Source organism: Microbulbifer maximicatervae (SeqCode) (genome assembly GCF_052467825.1).
Genome location: NZ_CP174327.1, coordinates 2,573,125 through 2,596,468 on the forward strand (window position 1 = coordinate 2,573,125; position 23,344 = coordinate 2,596,468).

Annotated in this window: 20 protein-coding genes; 2 read left to right on the forward strand and 18 right to left on the reverse strand. The window is 43.0% G+C overall.

Annotation, left to right across the window (positions count from 1 at the left end; all coding sequences use genetic code 11):
* Window positions 1-28: 28 nt before the first annotated feature.
* The 5 genes from ACJJII_RS11335 to ACJJII_RS11355 form a co-directional block, all read right to left on the reverse strand.
* Window positions 29-676 (reverse strand): NADH-quinone oxidoreductase subunit B, encoded by a 648-nt coding sequence (locus ACJJII_RS11335; protein WP_444919207.1) that lies wholly within the window; start codon window positions 674-676, stop codon window positions 29-31.
* A gap of 18 nt (window positions 677-694) precedes the next feature.
* Window positions 695-1,108 carry an NADH-quinone oxidoreductase subunit A gene (ndhC, locus tag ACJJII_RS11340; protein WP_282934024.1) on the reverse strand — a complete coding sequence of 138 codons (414 nt, stop codon included), beginning with the start codon at window positions 1,106-1,108 and terminating at the stop codon, window positions 695-697.
* Window positions 1,109-1,819: 711 nt separating this feature from the next.
* Window positions 1,820-2,293, reverse strand: a complete 474-nt coding sequence (locus tag ACJJII_RS11345) for a CYTH domain-containing protein (RefSeq protein WP_444919208.1) — start codon at window positions 2,291-2,293, stop codon at window positions 1,820-1,822.
* A 108-nt stretch (window positions 2,294-2,401) separates the two neighbouring features.
* Window positions 2,402-2,806, reverse strand: a complete 405-nt coding sequence (locus ACJJII_RS11350; RefSeq protein ID WP_444919209.1) for an ACT domain-containing protein — start codon at window positions 2,804-2,806, stop codon at window positions 2,402-2,404.
* 426 nt (window positions 2,807-3,232) lie between these two features.
* Window positions 3,233-4,102, reverse strand: a complete 870-nt coding sequence (locus ACJJII_RS11355) for a LysR family transcriptional regulator (RefSeq protein ID WP_444919210.1) — start codon at window positions 4,100-4,102, stop codon at window positions 3,233-3,235.
* 113 nt (window positions 4,103-4,215) lie between these two features.
* On the opposite strand from ACJJII_RS11355, the gene ACJJII_RS11360 reads away from it, so the two are divergent.
* Window positions 4,216-4,653: a DoxX family protein gene (locus ACJJII_RS11360; RefSeq protein WP_444919211.1), complete on the forward strand. Its 438-nt coding sequence runs from the start codon at window positions 4,216-4,218 to the stop codon at window positions 4,651-4,653.
* Window positions 4,654-5,693: 1,040 nt separating this feature from the next.
* Here ACJJII_RS11360 and ACJJII_RS11365 read toward each other — a convergent pair.
* The 3 genes from ACJJII_RS11365 to gcvA form a co-directional block, all read right to left on the reverse strand.
* Window positions 5,694-6,623 carry a DUF4124 domain-containing protein gene (locus tag ACJJII_RS11365; protein ID WP_444919212.1) on the reverse strand — a complete coding sequence of 310 codons (930 nt, stop codon included), beginning with the start codon at window positions 6,621-6,623 and terminating at the stop codon, window positions 5,694-5,696.
* 766 nt (window positions 6,624-7,389) lie between these two features.
* Window positions 7,390-8,259 carry an ankyrin repeat domain-containing protein gene (locus ACJJII_RS11370; RefSeq protein ID WP_444919213.1) on the reverse strand — a complete coding sequence of 290 codons (870 nt, stop codon included), beginning with the start codon at window positions 8,257-8,259 and terminating at the stop codon, window positions 7,390-7,392.
* Window positions 8,260-10,886: 2,627 nt separating this feature from the next.
* Window positions 10,887-11,816, reverse strand: a complete 930-nt coding sequence (gene gcvA / locus ACJJII_RS11375) for a transcriptional regulator GcvA (protein ID WP_444919214.1) — start codon at window positions 11,814-11,816, stop codon at window positions 10,887-10,889.
* A gap of 114 nt (window positions 11,817-11,930) precedes the next feature.
* On the opposite strand from gcvA, the gene ACJJII_RS11380 reads away from it, so the two are divergent.
* Complete coding sequence (locus tag ACJJII_RS11380) at window positions 11,931-12,656, forward strand: SDR family oxidoreductase (protein ID WP_444919215.1); 726 nt, start codon at window positions 11,931-11,933, stop codon at window positions 12,654-12,656.
* Window positions 12,657-12,700: 44 nt separating this feature from the next.
* On the opposite strand, the gene ACJJII_RS11385 is transcribed toward ACJJII_RS11380, so the two are convergent.
* The 10 genes from ACJJII_RS11385 to ACJJII_RS11435 form a co-directional block, all read right to left on the reverse strand.
* The gene (locus ACJJII_RS11385; protein ID WP_413664607.1) at window positions 12,701-12,934 is read right to left on the reverse strand and encodes a DUF5062 family protein; all 234 of its coding nucleotides are present in this window, start codon (window positions 12,932-12,934) and stop codon (window positions 12,701-12,703) included.
* 1,012 nt (window positions 12,935-13,946) lie between these two features.
* Entirely contained in the window at window positions 13,947-14,567 is a 621-nt protein-coding gene (locus ACJJII_RS11395; RefSeq protein ID WP_444919217.1) for a class I SAM-dependent methyltransferase, read from the reverse strand.
* A 466-nt stretch (window positions 14,568-15,033) separates the two neighbouring features.
* Window positions 15,034-16,299, reverse strand: coding sequence for an amidohydrolase family protein (locus ACJJII_RS11400; protein WP_444919218.1), 1,266 nt, complete (start codon window positions 16,297-16,299; stop codon window positions 15,034-15,036).
* A gap of 790 nt (window positions 16,300-17,089) precedes the next feature.
* Window positions 17,090-17,440, reverse strand: coding sequence for a hypothetical protein (locus tag ACJJII_RS11405; protein ID WP_444919219.1), 351 nt, complete (start codon window positions 17,438-17,440; stop codon window positions 17,090-17,092).
* A 60-nt stretch (window positions 17,441-17,500) separates the two neighbouring features.
* Complete coding sequence (locus ACJJII_RS11410; RefSeq protein WP_444919220.1) at window positions 17,501-17,911, reverse strand: hypothetical protein; 411 nt, start codon at window positions 17,909-17,911, stop codon at window positions 17,501-17,503.
* 607 nt (window positions 17,912-18,518) lie between these two features.
* Window positions 18,519-18,722 (reverse strand): cold-shock protein, encoded by a 204-nt coding sequence (locus ACJJII_RS11415; RefSeq protein ID WP_444919221.1) that lies wholly within the window; start codon window positions 18,720-18,722, stop codon window positions 18,519-18,521.
* Between the two features lie 856 nt (window positions 18,723-19,578).
* Window positions 19,579-20,091, reverse strand: coding sequence for an SEL1-like repeat protein (locus ACJJII_RS11420; RefSeq protein ID WP_444919222.1), 513 nt, complete (start codon window positions 20,089-20,091; stop codon window positions 19,579-19,581).
* A 107-nt stretch (window positions 20,092-20,198) separates the two neighbouring features.
* Entirely contained in the window at window positions 20,199-20,681 is a 483-nt protein-coding gene (locus ACJJII_RS11425) for a YcxB family protein (protein WP_444919223.1), read from the reverse strand.
* A gap of 668 nt (window positions 20,682-21,349) precedes the next feature.
* Window positions 21,350-22,003 (reverse strand): hypothetical protein, encoded by a 654-nt coding sequence (locus ACJJII_RS11430; protein WP_444919224.1) that lies wholly within the window; start codon window positions 22,001-22,003, stop codon window positions 21,350-21,352.
* 664 nt (window positions 22,004-22,667) lie between these two features.
* Window positions 22,668-22,844: a hypothetical protein gene (locus ACJJII_RS11435; protein ID WP_444919225.1), complete on the reverse strand. Its 177-nt coding sequence runs from the start codon at window positions 22,842-22,844 to the stop codon at window positions 22,668-22,670.
* Window positions 22,845-23,344: the final 500 nt, after the last annotated feature.

Below are 23,344 nucleotides of genomic sequence, written 5' to 3' on the forward strand. Positions count from 1 at the left end.
CCGTTGTTTTTTTCTTATTCCATGAAGCCTAAACACTGTCGGGCGCACGTAGCATGTCAGCTTTCATACGTTCCTCCCTATGGAGATCACGCTGACTGGGCTTTGGAACCTTGTGAGCTCCTTGATCATCCACAACCCAGCTGAAGGCTCGTCTCTCCGCAGCCACCGACTTTTGCAGCAAGGTCAATCCCTGCAGTAGAGCCTCTGGGCGTGGTGGACAGCCGGGCACATAAACATCGACCGGGAGAAACTTATCGACTCCCTGAACCACACTGTAGATATCGTACATACCGCCGGAATTTGCGCAGGAACCCATGGAGATGACCCAACGGGGTTCGATCATTTGCTCGTAGAGTCGCTGTACCACTGGTGCCATTTTCAGGAAAACTGTCCCTGAAATTACAATTAAATCCGCTTGTCGCGGGGTTGCACGGATGACCTCAGCGCCAAAGCGGGAGATGTCGTGGCGGCTGGTGAAGGCGGTGGCCATTTCTACATAGCAACAGGACAGCCCGAAGTTAAATGGCCATAGGGAGTTTGAACGACCCCAGGAAACCAGCTCTTCAAGTTTGGTAAGGAGAATATTTTTTTCTAAATCTTGAGTGCTTATTTCTTCAGAAGGATTACCGCGTTCAGTGGCAATCAGGTCGTCGGCTTTGCTCAGCTTCCAGCGCATTATGAATTCTCATTGTTGTTATCGGGGTTTTTGGCGTTTCTCCAAACTCTTCTGGTATCCGCCCCAGTCAAGTGCACCCAGGCGCCACAGATAAATAAGCCCCACCAGCAGTATCACGATAAATACGGTCGCCTCGATAAACCCGAGCAGGCCAGTTTCATAAAATGCGATGGACCAGCTAAACAGGTAAATCGCCTCCAGGTCGAAGACGATAAATAGGATGGCAACAAGGTAATAGGCGACAGAGAGGCGCAGGCGCGCATTGCCCTGGGAAACAATACCTGACTCATAGGGCTCATCGGTAGCCGGATCTCTGCGTTTTTGACCGAGAAAATAGGAAAGGCTGAGCATTAAGGTAATTAGGGCAAATACGGCCAGGCAATAAACAATCAATGGCCAAATCTGAGGAGTGAACTGATCCGGGTAATTCAACTTCGCTCTCCCATGTTTCTGCGGGCGAAGCCCGTATCAATCACTGGTCTTGCAGTAAAAGGGCAAATCAAGAATTCTGATTTTGGGGGTGCTCTCACGCAAGAAGAGATAATTTGAAAAACGATTATTGCTTTTCTGAGAAATTTTTTAGTTGTCGGTAATCCTATTCGCTTGTCTGATTTATAAATCGTTGCGGGAGATAGCGCCAGTGGTGCGAAGGAACGTTTAATTCTTATGTGTATACTTTTTATTCGGTAGGGTTATGTAATGTCTTGCGACAGCTGAATAAATGAAAATGTGCGCCAGTTTTCAGAAGATGAAGGAGGGTCCTATTGCTATTAAACTATTCCTCTGATTAAAAGCAGATCGGAATTTTAGGGTTACGCTGTACTGGAATTAGAATGTGATGTTATTGATTTGTTTGGCACCTAATAATTCCATCATAGTGCACTCCACTTGCGGCTCTGTATGGGAGCTTCCATTTGTCATGAGAGAGGTAGTTTGGCCAAGCGAGTACATTTATCCAATTCTTCTCAGTATTTCTAACAAGGTACACATCGCTTGCGTTACATTGAAGTTTGTACCTACGGAACCCTTCTATGGCTGGATTCATAGTGATTTACTCATGATGCCTCGATGAGCCGAGGAAAATACAGAATTTATTTTGTGATTAGCTCAGCGAAGCATGTGTCAATGTTGTGCACGTTCTAGTTATGATTTGTCCCAATCTTTAAATGGAAAATCTAATAAATTGGAATTGTAATATTTTGGATCTCCAGTAACCTCTTTATCAATCCACTCCGGCAACTTCACACTCTCAGATTCACTTTGCATCTCGACCTCAGCAACAATCAAGCCGTCATTATCCCCATGAAAGATATCTATTTCCCAAGTGTGTTTTTCGTACTCTACTATGAACCTCGTTTTATCTATGAGGGGACCATCACATAGCTCAGTAATCATTTCATTTGCGTCTTCAAAGGGTATTGGATACTCAAACTCAGTCCGTGTAATTCCTTTACTTTCACCTTTCAATGTTAGATATGCATGATCTCCGGTTACGCGAACTCTGACTACAGCTTTGGACTTCGTACTTACATAGGCTTGTTTGATTCTCTTTCCACCTGTAAAAGAAGCAATAGCCTTTTTATCTACTAAGAACTTCCGCTCAATTTCCTTTGCCATACTTTCTCATTCCTAAAATCTTAACATCTGCTTAATAGGCATATACGAGGTGGTCAAAATCTGACACGCAGCGTAGTAGTCAGCCAGTATATGCCCTTGTTGGAGCACTTATAAGCCGTTTTTGCCGACTTCTTTCAATGCAATTAACGCTTCCTTTGCTTTTTCTGATTGTACAAAAATATGGTCATGGAAGTATGCTGCAATTACATTTGCGCTAATACCCTTAGAAGCCAGTTTGTTTGAAACAGCGGCTATTAATCCAACAGCCTCTAAACTAGAATGTACGGTTAAAGTTATTTGCTTATAAGTATTCTTAAACTGCAACCCCTCACGGCTTGCGATACCTTTTGTTAAGACAAGTGTTAATCCTTCTTTTTCGTTGAAGCTCGCAAGTGGGTTCCATTCAATATATTGAGCTAATGAGCCTGAAACAGTGCAAAATACAAATTCATCTTCAATAAGTTCGGGATTCATTTCGCTCAAAAGACGCTCTAGTTCTAGTATTCCTGACATTGCTTGATAATTCCAAATTCTTGCTTGTACAGCAAGCGCCAATCAATATGGAGCATGGCTGCAAAATGGTGGTGGTCCAACAAATACTTGTTCTTGCGATCGTGCTTGGCTTTGTATGGTTGTTCTTGCCTGATTCTTATACTGAATTCCTTTTTGTTAGCGGGAAATTAAAGCCCATATTCAATGGTAACCGAAGCCCTTGATTTGTAACATATTGTTTGATAGCCAGCCTATCAAAGCCCGCATAAACAGGGAATTATCAGAAACCTATTAAGCGTAAATTGCATAGTCAGGTTTGGACTTGAGGCGGAAAAATAAGATGACAAGAGAATGAAGAAGAGATAGAGGAACCTTTGGTGTTGTAACATATCGTCATACATAGGATTTTATCTCCCCCTGATAGTTCCATGCATAGGAACATGCAAATCATTGAACTTTATAATTTTCCATTTTAGTAATTAAGAAATCCCAAAAAGCCTTGATACGTGCTGTGTTTCTCAGATCCTTATTAGCAAGAATCCACAAAGATGAGTTGTACTTAGCGTCCAGTTGATAGAGTTCAACTAGAACGTATGAGTCATCAGTTGGTAACAAGGCTATCCCTTGATCATTAAGCGCAGCGTTCAATGCTGTAGTGATAGAATTACAATGTATGGATTTAGCGTTGTGTTTAATTCGTTTCTGATACCAGTGCACTGCTGGGTTGTCTAAGTGCACGTAGTCAATAGCTGTTAAGCGTTCAATTTCGGACAACTTGAAAGGAGCGTTATACCCACTAACTTTCAAAAAGTCTTCAGAAGCATAGATGCTTAAGTTTACATCTCTCATTTTACGTGCAATAAGGTTTTCCGGTGCTGTATGACTTGCCCTAATGGCAATGTCCGCATCGCGATGCTCGATATCCAGAGCCTGCTCACTTTCAAGGATCTCAAACTCAACGTCGGGGAATGACCTCCGGAATTCACTAACCCACTCGGGCAAAGTGGTCGTTGCCATTGTTGAGGGTGCGGTAACACGAATTAAACCTTGAACTTTATCATGTTGCAGAGAACTTTGAATGAGGATGCCATCGGCCAATGACTCCATTCGTTTGGCACTATCCAAAACAGTTCGCCCCGCCTCAGTCAGTTGGTAGCCGCGACGACTAACAATAAATAGCTGCGTTGAAAGATCGCTTTCAAGCTGCTGGATCCGCCTCCAAACAGTGGTTGAATTAACATTCAACTGCCTAGAAGCCGCCTTTAAGGTTCCTTTCTCTGCAAGCGCGATAACGACCTTCAAATCGTTCCAATCCATGACATTACCCTGACGTTGCATTCATGCAATGGAAGTTTGCCTTTTTGTCTATATAACTGCAACAAGAGAACAGCTAGTCTGTGCTCGTCATTTAACGAAATAGGGTTCCCTTCATGAGAAAACAGGTAGTCATCTTTTACGTGGTCTCATCTATGTTCGCGGTGCTGATGATGATATCAGGCATGGCCAAACTAACAGGACAGGAAGCCATTGTTCAGGCAACGGTTGATTTAGGCTACCCGCTTTATTTGTTGAAAATCTTAGGAACCGCCTATTTGATTGGCGCGATTGCAATTCTTCAACCAAAGTTCAAAACACTTAAACAGTGGGGATATGCAGGCTTCTCGATAGCTCTGATCGGGGCTTCGGGATCGCACCTACTGGCCGGGCAAGCGCTCAGCACCGCTTTACCAGCTACTGTCCTATTGGCCGTTTTAGCGGTTGTTATAACCTTGAATACGAAACTGACTCGCCTTGATTTTTCAGATGAGGAAGACAGCAATAATGTCTCTCCAACGCAAAGAGGAATATCAGAGACCAATAAGATATGACCAGTTATGGTGTATTAGATAGAGATATGTAGGCGCATCTAGTTGATTGATCTGAAAAAATTAGCAATCAACAGGAGTATATCTCCATGGGAGATGCTAATGACGTGTCACTGAGAAAAACGGCGTCATCTGACATGCTTTAAGACTTCGCGAAAGATGGCGGAAAAGCAATACAGACAAGGTCAATCGAACTGTTTGATCAATGCCACTCATTGAAGCCGGGAATGCTAAATTTTCTGTTATGCGCAATGGCGTTGATAGGCATTAGGGAAACTAGCAGTTTCTTCATAATAACATATAACTTTGTCAGTAAGGGCGGGCAGAGTATAGTATTGGTCGCCCAGCCTGACGATCAGTTGCGTAAGTTTGTTTAATCTAGCTGTGTTTTATCATTGCCAGCCCTTGAATAAATGTCAATAAATTCGACTCTACACTTGTCTCTGAAAAATCTGAAGAATAGCCTTTAATAAGAATAAAATCCGTGAATAATTTATTGCCTAAATCATCTTAATGGATAATTCTAAATCCTGTCTAAACAGTATTAAGAAAGGATTACAAGGAACCGAAAAGCTGCCGGACAAACTTGTTTACTGTGTTTATGAATGGCGAAAAAGGCATGGCTTTTGCTAATCGCCAAAGGATTCCGCAATGTATAGGCTTACATATCGGCGAGCGAACTTACAGATTGGAAAATTGAACGGTAAGGAAACTTTAGCACTTATAAGTATCGTGCCAATGAACCGTGATAGCAGTAGCTTTCATAGTAAACGATACATTTGAGAGGGAAGGCATCGCGTATATACGGTTCTGTTTCCCTATATCATGTCGGCCATACAACATTATCCCAAATTATTGCTGATGTATAAGCGACTGTTGGAGGTTGATAAACCTAGAAAGGTTGCCCTTATTGTTTGCCTGAGAAAGTAGCTAATAATCCTGGATGTCCCGGTAAAAAGTAATGTCTATTAAAGTGAAAGTATGGTTTAAATTTTGATGAACAACCATACCCACTTGTTATGTAGCTAGCTGTAGGAGTTTAGTTAAAGAAACTCAATTATGTCTTTACTTTGATTCTTTATCCAATTTTGCCATGTAACCTCTAGCGCCTTAGCTCCTCCAATATAATTATCGTTGACAAGATAATAAGATAATTTACGATTTCCTCGCTCGAACTCATGCATTAATCGAATGACAAAGCTACGATTTGGCGGTGTAGAGAGTAAGAAATAAACGAATTGACCTGCTTGACTTTGTAAGCTCTTTTCCTTATTCGTTAACGTGTGGCGCCACTCACTACTTGGTAGTTTTAAGAATACAGAAATATTGGTTAAATTCCTATTTCTTTCTGCTCGATCTACGATCTCCCTATTGCCTTTATGGGGCGCAATGTAAAGCCCTGATTTTTTTCGACCTAATGTCTCCATTTGTTCTGCCAATCCTTCATTTAGCCAAGCAGGAGCGTATGGCATAATTGTATCAACTATTGCGTGACTCACTTCATGTCTTATTGTTCTGAAGGTACCTTTTCTGTCTTCTCTAATGTAGACAATTATTTGATTTTCCTTTGGGAAATAAACGCCATAAGATGAAGTTAAATTACTACGATTGTTTTTTATTAAATATTTTCTGTACTCTTTTTTATCCTTGAGTATCAATATGTTAACTGGTACAGTTTTATACATATCAAAATACAGAACTCGATCAAAAAATTCATAAATATAATTTACCCCGTCCACAATATGTTTATGCTCTTCTGGCGTAATATTTACACCCATCGATTTAACGCTGATATCAAATGGTGACCATTCAGATTTAAACTCATCTAAAACAAGGACCTCCTGGTCTATTTCATTAAGCTTACGATCACCAAAGTGAACTTTTCCATTCTCATCAATCCACTTGTAAATTTCAGCATGTAATGGTAAGCAGATTCCTAAAATTAAATAACCAAGAAAGAAGCGAAGAAACATTTAATGTACAACCTCAAAGCATACAATTGAGTTTTTATCCAAGGTGCAAATCCATGTTAGACCAAAACCTAACTATACAGGATGTCTACCAAACGTGGGTAAGTCTTATACTTAACACCACATTCAGGCGCGATCAATTAGTGAGGCACTGATCATGCCAAAACGGTACCGAAACGAACCGATATAAATAGATGCATAGCTTTGAATAATTTCAATGTAATGGTTTGTTACCCTTTATTAATCTTGCTCAAGTGCACGAGAGGAGATCGCATTTTCTATTCAGTTGATGTAATATGACGCACGGACGTTATAGCCTGTATCTCCGTAGCCCCCCGTGATAGGTACGTAAATCTCTTTCGCTTGAATCCCAAGCAACTACACCCGCTAGTTTCCATTCTTGGTCTTCGTTTATTAACACTGGGCTCCCACTACCTTCTTTACCAGCCATACCTTCGAGTTTGATTGCAGTTTTAAGTGCATCTAAAACATAGGAAATTCAACAATCTTTAACAGTAGAAATTTTGTTAAACGCCCTCCGCAAGGTAGTAAGGTGTGGGCTCTTAGCTTTTGGCCCAGTATCTCCTCTGTCTGTGTCACCTTTACCAATTAACTCTAGAATTCTGGTTGGTACTAACTCTAGAGCGGCTGTTTGGTCATCAATTATAGGGGCAAGGACCACTCCCATCTATATTTGTAGGCATCAGAGCCCCTAATTGAACAGTGACGATTTGCGTTCCATTTATATTCCACAAATTCACACTGAAATTTACTGAAATCGATTCTCCAGCATCTTTACAGCTTCTTCAAAGTATTCAGCCCGTGCCAAGCCTAATGGGGTTATACCGTATTTATCTGGAGCATTTTCTATCTCCTTGCAGCTAAGAAGAATTTCGAGGCTGTAAGTGTCAAAGTCTCTAATTGCAAAATGCAGCGGTGTAGAGCCATCCTCAAAAGTGACATTTGGATTCAACCCCCAGCTAAGCGCTCTGCGTAGGCCGAGGTTATTATTCTCGCTGATAAGATATTTTAGAACTGGTAGTGTTTCTTTTTTATCCAGGAACTCTTGCAATTCCAACCCATTCTTTAGTAGTAAAGAAGCCATTTCGTCAGAAATCTCCTCATCTAGCATAATCTCAAGGCCAAAGTGGAGTACATACTGGCTTTCATCATCAGAAACCTCCCTTGTATTTAACTCAACTCCAGAGTCCAGAAGTAATTGAGCGGCCTTCAGATTGTCGGCCTTCATAGCCGTGTACATTGGTGATAGTAATAGACGAGAATGATTAGGACGTGCGCCGGCTTTTAGTAAAATTTCCACCACTTCATTTTTACTCTGATTAATAGCCACGCCCAAGGCTCCTAGTTCTCCATCATTCAGAAAGTTTACCTCTGCCCCTGCCTTGATGAGGACTTTTACATTGCTTTCCATGCCATAATATGAAGCCAATGACAATGCCGTGACTCCATTTTCATCGACATGATTTGGGTCTGCGCCTTGCTTAATAATTTTTCTAACTTGCCCGGGGCTTCCGTTCGCCGACAGATACAAAAGCCCCTTATTAAGGTCTTTTGCATATACAGACAGCGGCGAAAAAATCACCAAAATAAACAACAAAAAAAATCTGATCATCATCATTTTTCTTACCTGGTTCCAGACAATAAGTGCAATTGGTAAGGACGGTTCATCTGGTAGATTCGACACCTCCCCCGTCTAAGAGAAATGTATTGATGAGCTACTGCGAACCGAGCGATAACGAACGATACCAGATTTACAGCCTAAGAAAAGCCGGACACTTACAGGAAGTAATAGCTAAATTGTTAGAGAGGCATCCTTAGACGTTAAGTAGAGAGCTGCGGGGCAAAACAGGCTTGTGAGGACACCACCCAGGGCAAACATATAGGCTTGCAGACTTAAGATACTAGTAAGTGTATAAAGTACAGACGTGACTAAATGGGTGTGACAACAAATAGATGATCTACTCAGAAAGCAGTATGCTCTCATCAGGTTGTACACCATTAAAAGAGATGTATGGGGCTGTCGTTACATCATAAGACGATCTATCAGCTAATTTTCTTAGATTGGAACAGTGGCTGAGACTTTTGCAAGCATCTTAGGATTGAAGCATATCCTACTTCAATCGTTACGGTTAGTATGTTCGACGTGAAAAAATCATGAAAAGTGCAAGCATAGATGAGCGACCAACTACAGTTGATCGGGTAGATCGAATGGGTGAGATACCATTATAAGGAAGGGATGCAGTAGAGCTTTGATGGCTACGGTTGAACGCAAGACGTTATTTACAATTATTGTTAGGTAGCGGGTAAATGCTCAGACTTGCTAGCTGAAGCGGCGATTAGTTATATGGTGAGCTTTCAAAGTAGAATTCAAAACGTATTAAAATACGTAAATGGTCTTGAACTGGTCGGTCATAAAACGATTTCGGATTGCTGAGAGGCTGATGTGTTTGTACTTACCCATATTCACCTTGTGAGAACCGGGTTAATAGGAATATAAAAAGCGTCATTCGACAGTATTTTCCTTTAATAAAGTAACAGATTAGCCGGTTCAATTGAAATCGATTGTCTGAATAGTAAGGCATGAGTGAGTTGAGGACGGTGGTGACCAAATGAGTTATTTAGGGAGATGCAAGATGATCTACTTGCAGTTTAAACAAGGGTAGTTATTACATGCAGCTAAGTAATCTTTCCTTATACGTGATAAATACTATTCTGGGATTACTACCGTCCGGCTGAACAATCAGAGGAGCTGCTTACGACCCGAAGCGCCCTTGCTGCCATGAATTGCAATATTTCTTTTGTGATTTCATAGGTCGTAAACTCCGAAAGATACTTCTAGTAGTGATCGAGAAACTCTTCGATAGTTTTCCACGTTGCCTTACCTAGCTCAGTTTCAGTAATTAGAAGAAACTTACTAGTACAAAATTACTAACGAGCCTCACAGCTACGCCATGACGCGACTTCTAATATCTTCGGCAAGAACTTTGCTATGCTCGAGGAAATCCCCCTCAAGCAAGCAGATAAGATCATCTCCCTCAGGTCGGAACTTCAATCTAGCGAGCCAAATTTGTTCTGGAGTTGGATAAGAATGTAGTTGTAATAGCAATTGTGGATGATACTTTTTAGGTCAACGATTCAGATATTTCTCCTAGGTCGCTAGTCATAGAGAAAGATAACATCCAACTAAAAGATGACCGGTGTAATAAATAGGGAGTCTAGTAAAGGACGCGTTTTGTACGGATGGAACTTGCTAGGGCTGCTTGTTAATTGTGAACTCCACTATATACACTGAAGCCTCGGACTTTGTAGTTACTAAGAGCACTAGGGTGATCTAAAGTACAAGTATGAACCGATACTCTTGATACTCGCGGATATAACCATACTGACTGTATAGCATGGCATATCAGATAACCACCATATCCTTTACCTATAAAATCTGAAACTAAGCCAAAGTACACTAATTCAACATTCCCATTGCTTTGATACTGAAGCATATAGTATCCAGCGATACAGCCTTTAATGTGAGCCACTTAACTTCTGAGGTTATTTACTTCTGCGTAAGACCTCCATTCATCACTCGTCTGAGACAGTTTATTATTCCAGCTCTAACTTTCTCCAATTAATTGATAGTGGAATTTATCGAATATGAAATATTTCATTTTAGCTTCTACAATTTCGGTATCCTGTGGGCGGGGTTTAGAAATAAGTTTACTTTTTGGCTTCATTTCTAAATAGTAAGTAATCATAATTTAGGGCTTAATGGCACTCAATGTTGCCAGCAAGAATCGTCAAAAGGGTGAGCAGACAGCCCATCCCAGCCTACGGTTAGGCGACTTTGTCTTGCCTAGTTATAGATGGAGTGCCCTGAATAACCTACTTGCTTTTAGCAGCCTACGTTGGCTGGCCACTGCCATATAAATTCACAGAGGAAAATACCATACTTTTCCCGCCAATTAACTCTTATGGGCTTTCTATGATGGCGTAGCAAGGTCGTAGGGCTTGTTGACTTAAAACGAAAGCACTTGAATGAAACTGTGGTACCAGTTTTCAGGGAGTTTTTTTTTAAAAGTGGGAGTTAAAGTTTAGATAGGTACTTGTAGTAACTACAAACTATTTAAAGTTGGATGCCACAATTATGTATTCCGAATTATCAATCCAATTCCAATTTGCATGAAGCCATTAACGTTTGGGGTTACCGGTAAAGCTTTGCCATGTCCAGCTAATTGATTGTTGTTGAGCGATACCTTATCCCTCTCCGGGCTTGCGTTGAACAGCTTGATTTACCTCGCTGAGTATAAAGTTACGAAAAGCCTGTACTCCAGGAGTATCAAGTTTTTCGTATGGGCAGACAAGATAATAAGAAAAGTTGGAATCAATACTCACGTCGAATGGTTTTACGATTCTTCCAGATTTTAAGTCATCCTCGATTAGAGATATTCGGCCCAGTGCAACGCCCTGGCAGTTTTCGACGGCAATTGCGAGAGAGTTACCATCATTCATGACGCTACCTGATCGCGGATCGACATCGTCGACCCCGGCTGCTTTGAGCCACGATGCCCAATCGTCAAAATTATCTTCATGCAGTAAGGTTTGATGCTTGAGGTCGGAAGGCTCTTTCAAAGGATTTTTGCCGTTAAGCAGTGAAGGGTGGCAAATCGGGCTTAAATCGAGCGGCAACGAAAGCCTGGTCACTGAGCCTTGCCAGTTTCCATTACCAGCTCGAATGGAAATATCGACGCCATCGTTAGTGAAATTGGCGAGAGCCAGGGTATGGTGAACATTCAACTGTATATCAGGGTAGGCTCTCCAGAAGTTACCTAACCTCTGTATTAACCATTTGCTGGCAAAACTGGGGGTTACGCTCACGGTTACCACCGGAGATTGACTCTCGGCTTTGATGAGGTGGAGCGTATTTTCGAGTCGATCAAAACATGCACTGGCTTCGGATAACAGCTTTTTCCCGGCATCGGTAAGAGAAATCGACTTTCCCGTACGATGGAACAGTTTTACACCCAGTCTCGACTCCAAATTTCTCACTTGGTGACTGATCGCCGTTTGCGTAACGCTCAACTCCTTCGCAGCATCGGTAAAACTCATATGCCTTGCCGCAGCCTCAAACCCACGCAAGCCGGCCAAAGATGGTAAAGATCGTGTTTTGGTATGAATTAAACTCATAAGTACATGTAATTATATCCTTTTGTTACAAATTTTAAAGATCGTATATTGATCTCCACCCATGAATTATTTGCACTAGAGGATAGCGTAATGTCCGAAACAAGAGTTGCTATTATGACTGGAACTGGTCAGGGAATTGGTGCCGGCTGCGCCCGCGAAATGGCTAAGGCGGGTTACAAAGTCTCGTTGATGTCCCCTTCCAACCGCAGTGTTGCACTGGCCAAGGAATTAGGTGGTATAGGGCGGCAGGGTTCGGTTCTCGAAACCGCAGATCTGCAAGCAATGGTCGACGACACGATGCAAACCTATGGCCGTATCGACGCCGTCGTTAGCAATATGGGCCATGGTGGCGGGGTGCCGGAAGAAATTAAAACAGTAGGGTTCGATCCTGATTTCAACGGCCCCCTGCTCGAGCTAAGTGATGATCTCTGGCATGAGAGCCTCGATATGTACGTGCTCAATGTCGTCAAGCTTGCCCGTATCGTCACGCCGATTTATATCGAGCAGGGGGGAGGGGCATTCGTCAATATTTCTTCAATGAATACGGTTGAGCCGAGAGCGCCTTATCCGATGAGCATGCTACGTGGCGCTTTACACAGTTTTGCCAAGCTCTATGGTGATCGTTATGCAAGATATAATATTCGCATGAATAATTTAATGCCGGGCTTCTGTGAAAACGTAAACCTGTCGGAGTTTGCCCGCAGATCCATACCCGCACAGCGCACTGCCACGTTCGAAGAAATCGGGCAGACCTGTGTCTTTCTTGCTTCACATGAAGCCCGATACATCAATGGGCAAAGTATCTTGTCTGATGGCGGTATGAATCGGGCGGTTCGCTAGACACTAGTGACTACTTGATTTAGTTGAAAATCCTATTAGAGCGCTCAGTACTTTGAAGCCCAAATTGCCAACCTATGCATGATTGCCTTCTGTGATATCTTGTCTTCTGGAAGCGGTTGAATTACTTTATCGTGAACTAAAAGACGGTAAATATATTCGAGTTTCTCGTGAGCTGAATCGGTAGCTTCGAACTCGACAACTCCTCGCTTGGTGCCATATGCAGTACCGAGTGCTATAGCCTTTTTCACTAACTCTTTTTCGTTTTTGAGTTTCTTCATTATTATGTCTCAACGAGGTTGTCGATATTACGCACCTACCGTTTTTAGCAGAGGGAAACTGCGGAACCGCAGGTGTAGTAATTTTTCAGCTTACCTAAATTTGTTAAGGACTGAACCTCGGCACTAACTCTCCAAGTATGCCCCAACAACCGATTCTAATTCTTGAACTAACTCTGAGTCCATGTACTTGTATTCATCTGGGATATCTAAGACATGAACTGGCTTATGATCCAGGATTCTAGAGAATTCTGCCATTAGCCTATTTTTATGCTTTTGTTCCATGACGAATATCACGTCAGCCCAGCGAACATCCGCTGAGCTGACTGTTTTTTTAGCTCGCGGGCTGGTACCCGCAGATTTAGCGTTGAAATCAGGGTGTTTTCTCCAAATGGCTTCAGCTGTAGGACTACGCCACTGATTCCGGCTACATATGAATAAGAGATTTCGCATATCTTAATCTTTCTCAGGAAACTCAGTATTTAGGATTTGAAGTATAGTTCGCTTGGGGTACTCGATCCCTAATTGCTTAGCTCTACGAAGCTTTTCAGAGCGTGTATACATCAACTTCCAGTTTTTCTCCGAAATCCATGGATTTTCAGTTCTAGCACTATTCTTATGGGGCTTAGCTTTGGTCTTGGATCTTCTCGCAGCCCTGCTTCTTAAATCATCCATTATTCTTTCCTCTATCAATTATCGGGTTCAGCAGCCGCGATAAAACGGAGAGGGCTCCTAATCTTGCGTGTGTTTAACGCCTGGCGCGTCGAAGAAGCACACAGTGCCGAGTCCAGCAGCCAGTTGGTACACCTAGCATAGGCGTGGATTAATGGGGTTACAGCCCGCTGTAGGAAGAATACCGTTCAATGGGTTCCATTAAATGCTAACTACTAGCGAATGGCAACTGCAGCACTGAGAGATCTTGTGGAGAGGAAGCCGCTAGTAAAACGGAGATTCATTACGGATAGGGAACCGCCAATTGCGGAGCCGCACGATGGGTGGAATGGGGGGCTAGAAACTACCGGCTACCCGATTTAGATTTTCTTTTCGCTACGATGGAGAATATATGCCAATGATGCGGTGTACCATCTGTAGTTTCTCCTGAAAGGTCATGTTCAGTCCACTTTAATAGCTCAAAGTTACTGAGGTGTTTTCTTATCTTCGATTCATTCATAACTAAGGTATCACTCCAAAATGCTTCCTTATCATACTCAGGCCCAGCCATCGTGTCTTTCGGCCCTAGGAATGAACCACAAAAGATTCCACCCTCTATCAAAGAGTTAGTTATTTTCAACCAAACTGACTCAAAATCTTTTTCAGGACAAAAGAAAAGACTGGCATCAGCAACTACCAGTGACGACTCAGGATAATTAAAAGTATTAAAACTATCCCTTGATAGAATAACCTGCTCATCATCTTGGAATCGTTTACGACATCTAGATATAGATTCATTTTCGATATCAAAGGCATGAACTGTGAAATCTTTACCGCGCAAATAAGCGATATCTGATCCTGCTCCACAGCCACAATCAACAGCAACCTTTCTTCCTTTTACTTCGCTAAGAGCAAAAATTAAATCTTCTCTAGTATCACTGTGTTCTGTTGAGTCATAATATTTGGAGATTTTTCTCGTTGACATTCCCTATCTCCGATGAGCAGAAATCCAATGCCGCCAACAGCGGCCGAGCGTAGTGAGGTCCAGGCCCGAGGGGGTGATGCAGCTTGGCCTTGGTACGGGCAGTATGGGCGTGGACTAATCCCCTTTAGGAAGATCACCGCTGAATGGGGCCCATTAAATGCTAACTACTAGCGAATGGCAACTGCAACGCCGCGAGGTCTTATGGGAACGAAGCTGCTAGCAAAACTACGAGCTGACGAATAGAAACATCCTATATGGCTTAACCTAGAGGTGAGGTGGCCAAGGACACCGAAGCTATATGATCAAAAGGGTAGAGTAAATGATATCGTTGCGTGATCGCTGGGTAGATACTCATTACCGATAGCGAGCCGTCCATTGCGGGCCCGCACGATGGGTGGTGTGAGGACCGGTAGATAAAAACTACCGGCTACCCGATTTATAAATCGTTAACGGGGGATCAGGGTATTTATATCGATGTCAGTTCACGTTTATCCAACGCAATTCGTCCTGATAGAACGACCATCTTGATATTTTTAAGGTCACGAATATCACTCCAAGGCTGACCATCGACAAGTAGTAGATCAGCAGATTTACCAACTTCAATGGTCCCCAGTTGATCAATTAACCCTAAAGCTTCGGCACCATTTCTAGTGGCGGCTATAAGCGCTTTCGCATCAGGTAGTCCAGCATCAACCATGCGTGACAATTCATTGTGGTAGCTGTCACCAGCAATCATTTTGCCTTGTGTATCAGTGCCAACACCAAATTGAACTCCAGCCTCGTGTAGGGCCGGTATATTCAGGTGTCCCTTGGGTTCTCGACCTAAAGTTGGCACATAAACTATATTGTGCTCGACAATTAATTGCATTGTTTCTGGGCTAATGAGATTGCCATGTCGCACACCATGCTCAACGGTAGTTATTCCAGCTTTAATAGCTTCATTAGTTTCTTGTGGAGAGCCTGTGTGTACCGCAACCCAAAGCCCATGCTTGCGAGCTTCCGTTGTAATAGCCTGCAAGGTTTCCTTTGAGATGCGGGGTAACGTGATTTCGCCCTGTTCATTTGTATGGCCCTGATAGACGGCTTTAATACCGTCAATGCCTTGCTCAACCAGAGCAGCGATTTTCTCCTTTACATATTTTGGATCATCGGATTGCACGACCATTTGCTCGATCATCCGATTTGGTATTCTTTGAACCGGATGTCCACCAGGAGCAGTAAATATAGGCCCCGAAATAAACATATGTGGCCCAGCGACCTCCTGGTCGTCAAGTGACTTTTTTAGCTTATAAATTCCCGAGCTGGGATCGCCGACGGAACGATAACTTGTAATACCTGATTCGATCAGCTTCCGTCTAACATCTGGTTGCAATCGGATCGAATTCCAAATCATTGCAGGTAAGCTGCTCTCGCTAGAATCAGCTTTACCACTGAAAAAATGACCGTGAAGCTCTATGAGTCCAGGTACAATTGATTTACCTGCTGCATCAACTTGAATAGCATCTATTGGTACTTCACAAGTATCTCCCAGACAAGAAATTTTACCATCCTCTACAAGGATTCCAGGGTTCTCTATGGGCAACGTACCTGTACCATCAAATAAGCTACCATTGCTAATCCACATGCTTCTACTTGGTTGCTCCCAAACATATAGATTATGGTTGTAGGCGACTATAAATGCGATCCCACTAAGGACCCCAAAGCTGGCAAAATATTTTAGAAATTTTATCAATTAGAATCTCCCTTATAATTATAACGCCCGGTTCACCGAGCAAATTTTGATGGCGGTTTGTACGTAATTTTGCACAAAAGGTGAATGCTAAAATTTGTCCAGTGCAGCCACTTGGTACGCTCAGCATGAGTGTGGGCAAATTGGAGTGAAAGTCCCATGTAGGAGGATCTCCATTTACTGGATTCCATTAAATGCTAACTACTAGCGAATGGCAACTGCAACACCGCGAGGTCTTATGGGGAGGAGGTCACTAGCAAAACTACCAGCTGACAAATAGAAACATCCTAAAGGGCTTAGCTTGGAGGCGAGGTGGCCAAGGATGCCGAAGCCGGGTGATCTAACAGGTAGAATTAATGATGCAGTTGTGGAGTGAAAGATCACGCTCCTATCTGGGGGGATCTGTTTCACTTGCTGCTGCGAAGCTGTCAGCCCAACCCCTTAGCTGACATCGCGAGGATAGAAAATAAGTGGTGGAACACAGCTCCGCCTCGGTCAGTAATGACCAAGGTGATTAAACAGAAATGAACCGACGGCATAGTAGCTAAGTGCCAAGATTAATACCTTGGATATGGTGCAAGCCTGAACCCTAAATCCACGCGCTAAAAGACAGGGCTAGCGTACCGATATGTTTCTAGTTGGATAAAGTTGAGGTATCGCACTGCCATGATACTCAACTCAATTGAAGAGCTGTTTGAGGCTATCGTACGCTCGTAAGGATAGGGAGCCGCCGATTGCGGACTCGCACGATAGGTGGTGTGGGGGCCGGTAACTAGAAGCTACCGAATATAGATCAATTAACCTTGATCAGCCCACCAAAACACCCCTTTGGCCCGCCAACACCATAGGTATACTCGTATATTTCACCAGCTCTGACGGTTAGTTCAAAATCATTTTCATTGCCTGCACACGACATAGTAATTGTATGTTTACCTGGGCTGACTGCTACAGGTCCATTTTTTGTGTTTGCAGGTAGGCCATCAATGGCAGTCAAAGAAACCGTTGAGCCGCCGCTTGTTATTGACCAAATATTGGTTGAGCCTGCCCTAATAAATGCTGATCTCTCAAGATCTTCCTTTGGGATAGAAGCTGCGCAACCAGCTAGAAAAAATACCAGTGACAGTGCTATTAAAATACATCTCATTTTTTTCTCCTCAGATTTTACGCCCTGCTCAACTTTCGGGGGTTAGAATACAGCTGCATGTTATGGCCGGAGCTTTCCCTGTCGTTGAAGCCAGAGTGCCCGCTCTTGATCTTTTGATAATCTTGGCCTTGTAATTGTTATAACTATAAACATGTTCATTAGGCCAATGAAAAAAGTAAATGGATTTCCTGTTACAAATAGCAATAACGGTCCAAGTAGAAATATTAACCCAGCAGGGATAAGCCTAAGCTTAATACTATGGGCGCTAATTGCCAACTTAACAAAACCTCCGAGGACTACCCCTGGAATAACCCATCCTAAAACAGAAACAAATAACTCCGGCTCAGCATAGAAGACTGCTAATGTTGGAAAAATTCCAATCAGTGTGGCTATCAACATGCCCCACAGGCTTTCTCGTTTATTCAAGTTTCGTAATATCTCTTTTTCTTCTTGATATTTTTCTATTGTCATCTCTTACTCAATTACCAACTTATCCATAGCGCGTCAATAACCCGCAGCTGAAAAGTAGCGAAGCGGACTGTAAGCTGTTGGCCGCTAAAGTGCGAAGTTAATTGACTTGGTGCGCCCAGTATGGGCGTGAACTAGTGGGGTGAAAGTTCCCTGTAGGAAGATCACCGTTTAATGGGCGCCATTAAATGCTAACTACCAGCGATTGGCAACTGCAATACTGCGAGGTGTTGTGGGGAGAAGCCATTAGCAAAACTACGAGCTGTCTATCAGAAACATCTTGTAAGGCTTAGTCTGGAGGCTAAGTGGCCAAGGATACCGAAGCCGGGTGATCAACGGGCAGAGTAAATGATGCAGTTGTGTAACGAAAGTCCGCGTTCCTATCTGGGAAGATCTGTTCAACTTGCCGCTATGAAGTTGTCGGCGTGGCCGGTGACTCAGAAGTAGCGCATTGCCATGATACTTAGCTCAAATGAAGAGCTGCTCGACACTATCGTTGGGTAGATATTCACTATGAATAGGGAGCCACCCATTGAGGACCTGCACGATGGGTGGCGTGGGGGCCGGTAGCTAGAAACTACCGGCTACCCGATTTATGCTGTTAACTATCTTACAGCAACTTTACATTGTTGGCGCACGGTCCTTTTTGCCCTTGCCCCACAACATATTCTACTTTTTGCCCTTCATCCAGAGATTTGAAACCACTCATTTGAATTTCAGAATGGTGAACAAATAGATCTTTGCTTCCATCATCTGGAGTAATAAAACCAAAACCTTTGTCACCGTTGAACCACTTTACTGTACCTGTACTCATACTAAATATGACTCTTCTTGGGTGATTGCTATTACCTATTTTCGTTATCACCATCACGAAAAAGGTTTCTTAACCATATTTACACATACGCCCAGCACATGGGAGGCCGAAACAGAGCGAAGCGGCGTGTAGGCCGTCCTGCCCATTTTTTTGCTGGGCTTACGTGCTGCTGCTTGGTGCTCCCCGTATGGGTGGGAACTAATGGTGCCCATTAGATGCTAACTGCTATTGAATGGCAACTACAATATCGCGAGGCCTTGTGGGGAGGAAGCCGCTAGTAAAACTACGAGCTGACGAACAGAAACATCTTATAAGGCTTAGTCCGTAGGCGAGGTGGATAAGGATGCCGAAGCTGGGTGATCTAACGGGTAGAGTCAATGATGCAGTTGTGTAGTGAAAGCTTACGTTCTTATCTGGGGAGATCTGTTTAGCTGGCTGCTGTAAAGCTGTCAGTATAGCTGCTGAGTCATAAGTAGGCCTGAGCCGCTAACCACCGTCGTGGGGATAGAAAAAAGTGGTGGGACATGGCGACGCCTCGGTCACCAATGGTCGAGGTGATTAAAAAGAAGTCAGCCGACGGCATAGTAGCCAAATGCCAGGATTAATACCTTGGATAAGGTGAAGGCCTGAACCTAAATCCTTTAGTTGAAAGATAGGGCTAGCCTACCGACATATTTCCAGTCGGATAAAGTTGAGGTATCGCACTTCAATGGTACTCAACTGAAATGAAGAGCTGATCGACACTATCGTTGCGTAGAAATTCATTGCGAATAGGGAATCGCCCATTGCGGAGCCGGATGATGGGCGGTATGGAGGTCGGTAGCTAGAAGCTACCGGATACTCGATTTATGCATTTTTACCCATTTACTTGAGCATTATATTTTTTAAGCGTTGACATTATATCCTTGTCGGGATTTTCCATCCCCTTGTATATCAGCAACGCCTTTTCACAATGCTTCTTTGCCTTGGCAAGGTTATAGGTTAATTGCTCTTTATCCGCATAAGCATGACATAAATGATACTCAGATTCATAATGACCAAGAGACACAGCTTTTGCCCAGTACGAAACCGCTAGTTTTTGATCTTGTTTAATTCCGAAACCAAAGAACTTTAAGTACCCTAGATTATTTAGCACATCTACTTGTAAGCCCTGAAATTCTGGATCAACCTTTTTCAGATTAGATAGCTCTTCCCAAGACCTAGCTGATAGTTCATAGTCTTTATTTCGATAATGGCATGTACCTGTGTAATACAGTTTTTCGGCAACAGTTGAAGACTTCTCTAAGCCGATAGATTCTAGCCCGCAATCTTCCTTTGATAACACAGGTGCCGAGAATAGAACCAAAATTAATAATATTGAATTTCGCATGATTTTTCCAAAAATTACACAAAGAAAGCTATCTGTTGGAGGCCCGTAGGGTCGGAAAGATCTGATTCGCCTTGGTGCGCTAGGCAAGATTCTAATTTTTATTGAAATCAATGTTTACCCTTAATCTTGGTAACTATCTCATTAATTAATTCAGCTGGTAATAACGATTTAGACAAGTACTGCTGCCCCCCAGATTTAGCCACCAAAATAAGACCTAAATCAGTTTCAATAATACGCTCGATATCTGCCCACGACAGAACTGTTATCGTATAAGGATTCTGTGTCTGGATTCCGTCATTATCTATGGTTAATTTCACTTCACTACCGGCACTTTTCCCAAGCATCTGCCGTGCTAACCACCAAGCTCGTCGATATCGAATGTGAATCAGTTCCAGCGCGCCTAATGCAATTAACGTGCAACTTGCGATCTTAGGTTGCTCAGTAAATAACAGTAATCCCGCACCAGAAGATAATAATAATGTAGGAAGAAGATAATTGGGCTTGACATTTTTCCCATAGGGTAGAGACTGATCATAGCATTCGGCAAGGTAATCTCTAGATAAGGTAAATTGAGTATTAAAAGGCTGCATAAAAACAACTTATTGTGTCTGGTAAATTTGTCGTAGCGCTACAGTGAGTGCCAGGGTGATTCTTTAAGCTAATGTCAATTACGCCACCTCTATCAATAAGCTCTCGACTTAGCCCTACATAACACCTTTAGCAACGGCAAATTACGGAATCGAAGGCCTAGTAATTTGTCCGCTTTCTTAAATTTGGCACACTCAGCATGGGCGTGGACTAATGGAGTGAAAGTCCCGCGTAGGAAGATCACCATTTAATGGGCGCCATTAAATGCTAAGTAGTAGTGAATGGCAACTGCAATACCGCGAGGTCTTGTGAGGAGGAGGCCGCTAGCAAAGACGAACAGATATGTCTTATATGATTTGGCCTAGAGGCGAGGTGGCCAAGGGCATCGAAGTCGGGTGATCATCCGGATAGAGTCAATGGTGCAGTTGTGTAGTGAAAGTTCTCGTTCTTATCTGGGGAGATCTGTTTAGCATGCTACTGTGAAGCTGTCAGGGTGGCCGCTGACTCAGAAGTAGCATACTGCCATGACACTCAGCTCAAATGAAGAACTGCTCGACACTATCGTTGGATAGAGATTTATTACGGATAGGGAACCGCCCATTACGGACTCGTATGGAGTGTGATGTGGGGGCCGGTAGTTAGATACTACCGGCCCCCGGATTTAAATGTTTTACTGAATACAACCACTTTCCGCATTTATTGCATATTCGAGCAGTCTACTATTTTTAACTCTTGCATCCTTTATAAATTTTTTCACTATTTTGGGGGCATCTTTGTAGTAAAGCTCTAGATGACCCAATCCATGAAGACCACTTTCGATACATGCAAGGTTATCTAGCGATAAAGCATATTCCATGACCTCAGCAACAGCTGAATATAGAGCATCTGAATCAGGAAGTTCCTCACAATAGCTAAGGGGGGTTGTATCCCAAAGCATATAGCAAAAATTATTGAGTGGATTTCCTACCTCAGAAAGGTGTCCGAGAGAATCTCGGCACCGAAAATTTAAACACTTTGAATACAAGTGCTTTAACGAGTGTATAGCTTGTAGTCGCTTTTCTAAAGAAGATGGACCATCTCTTAAATAGAAAGATAGATCGGAGAAGGTATTGTTAAAAATGTACTCTAATCCTAACGCTAATTGCCAGTCGCTGTACTGTGCTAAATCACTGTCATAATTATCAAACATGCGAATAATATAAGAAACCAATGACTCTCCGGAGATGTCAGGTTCATCCAAATCAATATCCCATCTCCACTCACCAAGAGATTCATTCCTGTTGAATAGGAACTCTAAGAATTCATTATAAGTCGACTCACTCATATCATTTAACGTTCTTATTTGCAGCAGGTGAAGTGTAGCGTAAGCCGTCTGGCCGCGATAGCAGCGAACAAAATGTGCTTGGTACACCCAGCATGAGCGTGGACTAATGGGGTGAAAGTCCCGCGTAGGAAGATCACCGTTTAATGGGCGCCATTAAATGCTAACTACTTGCGAATGGCAACTGAAATACCGTGAGGTCTTGTGGGGAGGAGGCCGCTAGCAAAGCTACGAGCTGACGAATAGAAACATCCTATAAAGCTAAGCCAGGAGGCGAGGTGGCCAAGGACACCGAGGCCATGTGCTCTAACGGGTAGAGTCAATGATGGAGCTGTGTAGTGAAAGTTGACGTTCTTATCTGGGGAGATCTGTTTAGCTTTCTGCTGTGAAGTTGTCGGCGTTGCTGCTGACTCAGAAGTAGCTCACTGCCATGATACTCAACTCAAATGAAAACTTGCTCGAGACTTTCGTTGGGTAGAGATTTATTACGAATAGGGAACCGCCCATTGCGGACCCGTACGATGGGTGGTGTGGGGGCCGGTAGCTAGAAACTTCTGGCTATCCGATTTAGCGCTGGGGTGGGCCCTGCGGTTTTGATTTAATCAATAAAGAATGCAGTTTTTGGGCGATCTTTCTTTTTGCTTCTTCTTCCGATTTAGCCTCTTTATCACTTTTTGTCGTTTGTTGGTTCATCATCATCCTCAATCTCTTCAGTTAGTGTCTCTGGTGATCCGACAACCGATGGTTCATTATTTATGTATGTCGGGTTATCTTGAAGAATCTTCTTAGCTCTCTTTCTAAGCTCTTCAGGAGTTAATGGTTTTTTTCTTTCGTTCTTGCTCATGAGATGGCCTTCACAAGATAGTGCTTGTGATTCTTTTCACTAGCAGCTTTGCTGTATGTATATCCGAATGACGAATAAGATTCGATCAATTTTTCATCAGTTGGGTCAATTATGCGTAATTCATCAGCTCCAATAACATTTGCATACAGCTCGGCAACTGAGATGGTTATAGGAACAATCCGCCCTCTAAGAGGACTCGAAGATGGCCTAGATTCGATAAATTCTAGGCGAAGTCGTGTGCCTGCGTAGCTAGGTCTACCTAAGCTTAGGCCTGCAAGGGTATTTCCATACCAAGTGGCCAGTTCAAATCGCTTGGGCTTTCTTTATGAATAATCCAGCCGCTATCCCAAGGCCAATCAACTCGCCTATTGGGGTCTTCATCCCATAGCTTTACCTGCATAAGGGCCTTTTGACAAATGTTACCGAGACGAATGTTGTTTCTATCGGTATGTTGAGGTGACGCGCTACCATGACACTCGACTCAAATGAAGAGCTGCTCG